At 68.5% G+C, this 6,336-nt stretch carries 4 protein-coding genes; all 4 read left to right on the top strand.

Annotation, left to right across the window (positions count from 1 at the left end; genetic code table 11):
- Window positions 1-210 precede the first annotated feature (210 nt).
- The 4 genes from D183_RS0111070 to D183_RS0111055 all read left to right on the top strand — a co-directional run bounded on the left by D183_RS0111070 (window position 211) and on the right by D183_RS0111055 (window position 6,206).
- Window positions 211-1,575, top strand: a complete 1,365-nt coding sequence (locus D183_RS0111070) for an aspartate aminotransferase family protein (protein ID WP_017909047.1) — start codon at window positions 211-213, stop codon at window positions 1,573-1,575.
- Window positions 1,576-1,668: 93 nt separating this feature from the next.
- A complete protein-coding gene (locus D183_RS0111065; protein ID WP_017909046.1) occupies window positions 1,669-2,790 on the top strand; it encodes a polyamine ABC transporter substrate-binding protein in 1,122 nt (373 codons plus the stop codon).
- 573 nt (window positions 2,791-3,363) lie between these two features.
- Window positions 3,364-4,632 carry an HlyD family secretion protein gene (locus tag D183_RS0111060; protein WP_017909045.1) on the top strand — a complete coding sequence of 423 codons (1,269 nt, stop codon included), beginning with the start codon at window positions 3,364-3,366 and terminating at the stop codon, window positions 4,630-4,632.
- Window positions 4,629-6,206 (top strand): DHA2 family efflux MFS transporter permease subunit, encoded by a 1,578-nt coding sequence (locus D183_RS0111055; protein WP_017909044.1) that lies wholly within the window; start codon window positions 4,629-4,631, stop codon window positions 6,204-6,206. Before D183_RS0111060 ends, D183_RS0111055 begins: the two co-directional genes overlap by 4 nt.
- Window positions 6,207-6,336: the final 130 nt, after the last annotated feature.

Raw genomic sequence — 6,336 nt, 5'->3', positions numbered from 1 at the left:
CCTGCCGCGAACGGCGCACATCCATGTGCGCCGCCCCTTCGGGGTTTTTCCCCGGGCCGGCCGCCGCTTCGGAAGGGAACCCGTTAAAGCAAAAGCAACGGCAAAAGCAAAGGCAAAGACAAGGGCAAGGGCAAGGGCAAAGACAGCAACAGCAAGAGCAACAGCAAAGCCTGGCCGCGTTGCGGCCTTGGTACCGACATTGGAGTGGACATGGACCCGATCGACACGCGCGCCCTGCAGGACCTGGATGCCGCGCACCACCTGCACCCGTTCAACGACAACGCCGCCCTGGCGCAGAAAGGCACCCGCATCCTCACCCGCGGCGACGGCGCCTACGTCTGGGATGCCGACGGCAACCAGTTGCTGGATGCCTTCGCCGGCCTGTGGTGCGTCAACGTCGGTTACGGGCGCAAGGAACTCGGCCAGGCCGCCGCGCGGCAGATGGAACAGCTGGCGTACTACAACAGCTTCTTCCAGTGCACCACCGAACCCACCATCCGCCTGGCCGCCAAGCTCGCCGAACTGGCGCCGGGCGACCTCGACCATGCCTTCTTCACCAACTCCGGCTCCGAGGCCAACGACACCATCCTGCGCCTGGTGCGGCATTTTTGGGCCGTGCAGGACCAGCCGCGGAAGACCATCTTCATCGGCCGCCACGACGGCTACCACGGCACCACCATGGCCGGCGCCAGCCTCGGCGGGATGAAGGGCATGCACCGCCAGGGCGGCCTGCCGATTCCCGACATCCACCACATCGATCCGCCGTACTGGTTCGGCGACGGCGGCGACATGGATCCGGAGGAATACGGGCTGCTTGCCGCACGCCGGCTCGAAGACAAGATCCTGGAACTGGGGCCGGAACGGGTCGCCGCGTTCATCGGCGAGCCGATCATGGGCGCGATCGGCGTGTACATCCCGCCGCACAGCTACTGGCCGGAGATCGAGCGCATCTGCCGCCGCTACGACGTGCTGCTGGTCGCCGACGAGGTGATCTGCGGCTTCGGCCGCACCGGCGAATGGTTCGGTGCGCAACACTTCGGCTTCCAGCCGGACGTGATGACCATTGCCAAGGGCATCACCTCCGGCTACATCCCGCTCGGCGCGGCGATGTTCGGCACGCGCGTGGCCACGGTGCTGAAGGAGCAGGGCGGCGAGTTGGCGCATGGCTGCACCTATTCCGGGCACCCGGTGTGCGCGGCGGTGGCGCTGGAGAACCTGCGCCTGCTGCAGGACGAGGGCATCGTCGAACGCGCGCGCAGCGAGATCGCGCCGTACCTGGCGCAACGCTGGGCCGAGCTGGGCGAGCACCGGCTGGTGGGCGAGGCGCGCATCGTCGGCATGATCGGCGCGCTGGAACTGGTGCCGGACAAGCCGCGCCGGCAGTACTTCCCCGAGCGCGGCAAGGTCGGCGCATTGTGCCGCGACAACGCGCTGCGCCGCGGCCTGATCCTGCGCGCCACCAACGACGCGATGTTGCTGTCGCCGCCGCTGATCCTCAGCCGTGCCCAGGTCGACGAACTGTTCGACAAGGCCTGGCTGGCGCTGGAGGATACGGCCCAGGCGCTGGGCAAATAGCCCGGCGCTGGGTAGTCTGGAGCCCCGATCCCGGATCCGGCACGCGCCGCCGATCCTTCCATTCCTGCCCCCACGGACCCGCGGAGACCTGCGATGAAGCTGCGACTGCTCACTCTTTCCCTGGCCACGGCGCTGCTCGCCGGCTGCGGCGGCTCCGGCGGCGACGCGGACAAGGCGGGGCAGGGCGAGGCGAAGGTCCTCAACGTCTACAACTACTCGGACTACATCGCCGAGAACACGATTCCCGACTTCGAGAAACAGAGCGGGATCAAGGTCACCTACGACGTCTTCGACAGCGACGAGATGGTGGAGACCAAGCTGCTGGCCGGCGGCAGCGGCTACGACGTGGTGGTGCCGACGCTGAACTTCTTCGGCCGGCAGATCCAGGCCGGTGTGTTCCTGCCGCTGGACAAGAGCAAGATCCCGAACCTGGCCAATCTCGATCCGCAGATCATGCAGCGCATCGCGCAGCAGGATCCGGGCAACAAGTACGGCGTGCCGTACATGGTCGGCACCACCGGCATCGGCTACAACGTGGACAAGGTCAAGGCCGCGTTCGGTAGCACCGACATCGCCAACAGCTGGGACCTGGCGTTCAAGCCGGAGAACCTGTCCAAGCTCAAGGACTGCGGCGTGACCCTGCTGGACACGCCCTCGGACCTGATCCCGATCGCGCTGCACTACCTGGGCGAGGATCCGCACAGCACCGATCCGGCCAAGATCGAACAGGCCGCGGCGCTGATCAAGCGCATCCGCCCGTACGTGCAGAATTTCCACTCCTCGCAGTACGTTACTTCGCTGGCCAACGGCAGCACCTGCCTAGCGGTGGGCTGGTCCGGCGACATCATCCAGGCCCGCGACCGTGCCGAGGAAGCCAAGAACGGCGTGCACGTAGCCTATTCGATCCCCAAGGAAGGCGCGCCGCAGTGGTTCGACATGCTGGCCATCCCCAAGGACGCCAAGCATCCGGAGAACGCCTACGCGTTCATCAACTACCTGCTGACGCCCAAGGTGGCCGCGGCCAATACCGACTTCATCCACTACGCCAACCCGGTGCCGCAGGCGACCCCGCTGGTGGACGCGGCGATCCGCAACGATCCCACCATCTATCCGCCGCCGGACGTGGCCGCGAAGATGTTCACCTATTCGATCAACCCGCCCGAGGTGGACAAGCTGTACACCCGCCTGTGGACGGAGATCAAGACCGGCCGTTGAACCGCCGGCGTTGCGGTCCGGGTAAGGCTTTGCGGGTTGCCCCGGACCGCTATCGCGCTGCGCTTGCCCGAGCGACCAGGGGGAGCGTAAGCGGCTGTTGTGGGAGGGACTTCAGTCCCGACGCGATGCTGCCTGGGACGCATCGCGTCTTCGCCCGTCGCGGCTGAAGCCGCTCTTACCTCTTTGCGGGTTTGGGGGTGCACGCAGGCACCGCGCCGGCACGCTCTCCCGGTTGAGATCGGAGCCAGTAACACCCTCTCCCGCAGGAGCGGCTTCAGCCGCGACGGGCCGTCCCGATCGCGCCCCGTCGCGCGGCCGAAGAGCGCCCCGACACATCGCTCCCCCATCGGGATGAGAGACCGGGGACATCGCTCCCTCGGCCAAGCGGCCGGGTCGGGCGCCGCACAGCGTCCGCCATCGCGGCGACGCCGCAGCGCCACCGCCACCGCCACGTCGCGCTCACACACTCTGTACTCACCGGTACAAATAATGCGCCGGCTGGCGTACGCTACCGTTTGGTGGCGTCGCCGTTCCGACCCGGCGACGTTCTTCCTCTCCCCAGGAATCAGCGACTTGAGCAACCACGACCCAGACTCCTCACAGGCGCCGCGGCAGGCCGCCGCGCGCGATGCCCACGCCGGCCAGGGCCAGTCCGGCTCGCCCCGGGACGACAAGGGCCATGACGGCAAGGGCCAAGCCGACGACGGCAAGTCCGACACGCCGTCGCCGCTGAAGAACCCCAAGGTCAAATGGACCCTGCTGCTGATCGGCCTGCTGGTGGTGATCGGCCTGGTAGTGTGGCTGATCTATTACCTCACCACCGGCCGCTACCTGCAGGAAACCAACAACGCCTATCTGCAGGCCGATACGGTGGCGGTGGCGCCGCGGGTCAACGGCTACGTGACCGCGGTGTATGTGCGCGACAACCAGAGCGTGGCCGCCGGGCAGCCGCTGCTGGAGATCGACCCGCGCACCTACCGCGCCACCCTGGAGCAGGCGCAGGCGGCGATCGCGGTGCGCCAGGCCGACATCGCCGCCGCCGAGGCCGGGCTGCAGGCGCAGCGCGCCAGCCTGCTGCAGGCGCGCACCCAGGTCACTGCGGCGGCCGCCAGCCTGCGCTTCGCCCAGGGCGAGGCCAAGCGCTTCGGGCCGTTGGCCGCGTCCGGCGCCGACACCCACGAACACTACGAAAGCATCGTCCACGACCGCGACCGCGCGCAGGCGCAGTTCGACGCGGCCAAGGCCCAGGTCGTCGCTGCGGAGAGCCAGGTGCAGGGCACCAGCGCCAAGCTCGACCAGGCCCGCGCCGGGCTGGTGCAGGCGCAGGCCGACGCCGCGCAGGCGGAAGTGGCGGTGGAGGACACCCGCCTGACCGCGCGCATCGCCGGCCGCATCGGCGACAAGACCGTGCAGGTCGGCCAGTTCGTCGCGGCTGGCACCCGGTTGATGAGCGTGGTGCCGGTGGACGCGCTGTACCTGAGCGCCAACTTCAAGGAAACCCAGGTCGGGCTGATGCGGCCGGGGCAGCCGGCGCGGATCGAGGTCGATGCGCTATCCGGGGTGGAACTGGACGGTGTGGTCGAGAGCATCGCCCCGGGCACCGGGTCGCAGTTCGCGCTGCTGCCGCCGGAGAACGCCACCGGCAACTTCACCAAGGTGGTGCAGCGGGTGCCGGTGCGCATCCGCCTCAAGGCCGGCGCCGAGGCGCGCAAGGTGCTGGTGCCGGGCATGTCGGTGACGGTGACGGTCGATACGCGCAGCGCCAAGGACGCCAAGGAGCGCGTGGAGGAAGAGGACGCGCAGGGCCAGGATGCGGTCGCCCCGCGCGGGCGCACCCCGTGAGCGAAGCGGCCGCGGCGGCCGGCGCGCAGGCGTCGCAAAAGGCCGACACCGGCGCCTGGCTGGCGGTGGCCGCCGGCACCATCGGTTCGTTCATGGCGACGCTGGACATTTCCATCGTCAACGCCGCACTGCCGACCATCCAGGGCGAGGTCGGCGCCAGCGGCACCGAAGGCACCTGGATCTCGACCTCCTACCTGGTCGCCGAGATCGTGATGATCCCGCTGACCGGCTGGTTCGTGCGCACCCTGGGGCTGCGCAACTTCCTGCTGATCTGCGCGCTGCTGTTCACGTTTTTCTCGGTGGTGTGCGGGCTGTCCAGCAGCCTGACCATGATGATCCTCGGCCGGGTCGGCCAGGGCTTCGCCGGCGGCGCGCTGATCCCCACCGCGCTGACCATCGTCGCCACGCGGCTGCCGCCGGCGCAGCAGACACTGGGCACGGCGCTGTTCGGCATGACCGTGATCCTGGGTCCGGTGATCGGGCCGCTGCTGGGCGGCTGGCTCACCGAGAACGTGAGCTGGCACTACGCGTTCTTCCTCAACGTGCCGGTCTGCGCCGGCCTGGTGGCGCTGCTGCTGCTCGGGCTGCCGCACGAGCGCATGTATCTGCGCGGTCTGCTCGACGCCGACTGGCTCGGCATCTTCGGCCTGACCGCCGGACTGGGCGCGCTGACCGTGGTGCTGGAAGAAGGCCAGCGCGAGCGCTGGTTCGAATCCACCGAGATCGTGCTGCTGAGCGTGGTCTCGCTGGTCGGCTTCATCGCCCTGGTGGGCTCGCAATTCCTCAGCCGGCAGCCGGTGATCCGCCTGTCGATCCTGCTGCAACGCAGTTTCGGCGCGGTGTTCGTGATGGTGATGGCGGTGGGCATGATCCTGTTCGGGGTCATGTACATGATTCCGCAGTTCCTGGCGGTGATCTCCGGCTACAACACCGAGCAGTCCGGCTACGTGGTGCTGCTGTCGGGCGTCCCCACGGTGCTGCTGATGCCGATGATGCCCAAGCTGCTGACCACGGTGGACGTGCGCGTGCTGGTGCTCGGCGGGTTGAGCTGCTTCGCCGCGGCCTGCTTCGTCAACATGCACCTCACCGCCGAGTCGGTCGGCATGCATTTCGTCGCCGGGCAGCTACTGCAGGGCTGCGGGCTGGCGCTGGCGATGATGTCGCTCAACCAGGCGGCGATCTCCTCGGTGCCGCCGGACCTGGCCGGCGACGCCTCGGGCCTGTTCAATGCCGCGCGCAACATGGGCGGCTCGATCGGCCTGGCGCTGATCTCCACCTTCCAGGAGCGGCGCATGGTGTTCCATACGCAGATGCTCGGCAGCGGCACCACCGCCAATTCGCCGCTGGCGCAGGACTACCTGCACGGCATCGCCGCGCAACTGCAGTCGGTGTCCGGCGCCGGCGCGGCGATGCAGTCGCTGGCGCAACTGGCGCGGCTGGTGCAGCAGCAGGCCCTGGTGATGACCTACAACGATCTGTTCTGGATCTTCGGGGTGATCGTGGTCTGCACGATCCCGCTGGCGTTCCTGCTCAAGCCGCTGCCCAAGGGCGGCGCTCCGCTCGCGATGCATTGAGGATTCCATGGCCCTGCGTTTCTCCCGCGTTCTCGTCGCCGCCGCGCTGCCCTCGCTGCTGTCGGCCTGCATGCTCGGCCCGGACTACGTGAAGCCGCCGCCGGTGGCCGAGGCGGCGCTGGCGCAGCCG

Source organism: Xanthomonas sp. SHU 199 (assembly GCF_000364665.1).
GTDB lineage: Bacteria > Pseudomonadota > Gammaproteobacteria > Xanthomonadales > Xanthomonadaceae > Xanthomonas_A > Xanthomonas_A sontii.
The sequence above is the reverse complement of the archived record's forward strand: the minus strand, read 5'-3'. Positions and strand labels throughout refer to the sequence as shown.